Genomic DNA, 1,406 nt, shown 5'->3' on the forward strand with positions numbered 1-1,406 from the left:
CCGCCGATCTCTGCATTGTTGCTGCGGAAGAGCTGCTCGATCATATTCGGCGCCAGTTCGGCAAGCATGGCCTTGCCGCCCGAGGTTTTGTTCGCCGGCATCACCGTTCCCTGCCGGTCACCCACACGCAGGACGTTGTTTCCTTCCACCGTGGCCAGGAAGCGCACTTTCGTTCCCACCCGCACCATCAGGTTTACCGTCTCGTTGAGCTGGGCGGACAGCAGCTCCATATGCGGCTGGGCCAGCGATCGGAGCAGCCTGGTCCAGCTGAGGCCGGCCGGACCGACGCCCATAGCGGGACCGGGCACATAGCGCCGTGTTTCGTCCTGAACGGCAAAGCCCCTGTAGACCAGCATTGCCAGAAGGCGGTGTGCGGTGGACGGCGCCACTCCCAGCTCCACTGCTGCGTCCTTCAGCCGCAGCGGTCCGCCGTCGCGCAGCATCTGCAGCAGCTGCAGTGCGTTGTCCACCGCCTCGATGGAATACGTAGGCCTCTTCTGTACAGGCTTTTTGCGGGGAGCACGCGCGGAACCCGTCGCCGGGGAGGGGGAATAGTTCTGCATGTCAGAATTGTATTGTGGTTCATCCGGGGGCGCCACGACAGTAGTGGGATGAATCACAACCTTCCCGCTGCAGTGCCGCAACGGTCCTCCCCGGTGGCTACTGCCCCAACTGCCGCGGACGGGCCTGCGTCGCGGTTCACCAAAGGCTCGGCTGCGGCCGTCCTTGTCTGCTGGCTGCTGGTGGTCTTCGATGGCTACGACCTCATTGTCTACGGCACCGTCCAGTCCTCCCTGATCGCGGAAACCGGCTGGGGCCTGACCAAGGCCACCGCCGGAACCATCGGATCCATGGCCTTCCTGGGCATGATGATCGGAGCGATCTTCGCCGGCCGCATGGCGGACTCCTGGGGCCGCCGCCGCACCATCCTTGGCTGCGCCGTCGTTTTCTCCATCTTCACCGTCCTGTGCGCCTTTGCTCCGAACGCAGCCATCTTCGGGATCCTGCGCCTGCTTGCCGGCATCGGCCTCGGCGGCCTGGTGCCTTCGGCGAACGCCCTGGTGGCAGAGCTGGTCCCCGCAAAATGGCGGTCCATCATCGCGACCCTCATGATGTCCGGTGTCCCGATTGGCGGATCCATCGCCGCCCTCGTGGGCATTCAGCTCATCCCCGCCTTCGGCTGGGAATCCATGTTCCTGGTGGCCGTTCTGGCCCTGCTGATCGTGGTGCCGCTGGGATTGAAATACCTTCCCGAGACGCTGGCCCCGGTCAGTGCCGCAGACAAGGCGGCCAAGGCGGCACGCAAAGCCGCCGGCAAGGGCAATGCAGACCAGGAACCCTCCGGTTTCTCCTCACTGCTGCGCGCCCCCTACCTGGGTGTCAGCGTCCTCTTCGCTGTTGCCACC

2 protein-coding genes are annotated in these 1,406 nt (G+C 64.9%); one reads left to right on the forward strand and one right to left on the reverse strand.

Annotated features, from left to right (window positions below):
• Positions 1–563 (reverse strand): IclR family transcriptional regulator (locus tag DBR22_RS09550; protein ID WP_181365104.1); only part of this gene is annotated, 563 nt, incomplete at its 3' end.
• A 48-nt stretch (positions 564–611) separates the two neighbouring features.
• On the opposite strand from DBR22_RS09550, the gene DBR22_RS09555 reads away from it, so the two are divergent.
• On the forward strand, positions 612–1,406 hold a 795-nt coding region (locus DBR22_RS09555), incomplete at its 3' end, for an MFS transporter (protein ID WP_146187450.1).

The sequence above is a fragment of the Arthrobacter sp. HMWF013 genome (genome assembly GCF_003061105.1).
GTDB lineage: Bacteria > Actinomycetota > Actinomycetes > Actinomycetales > Micrococcaceae > Arthrobacter.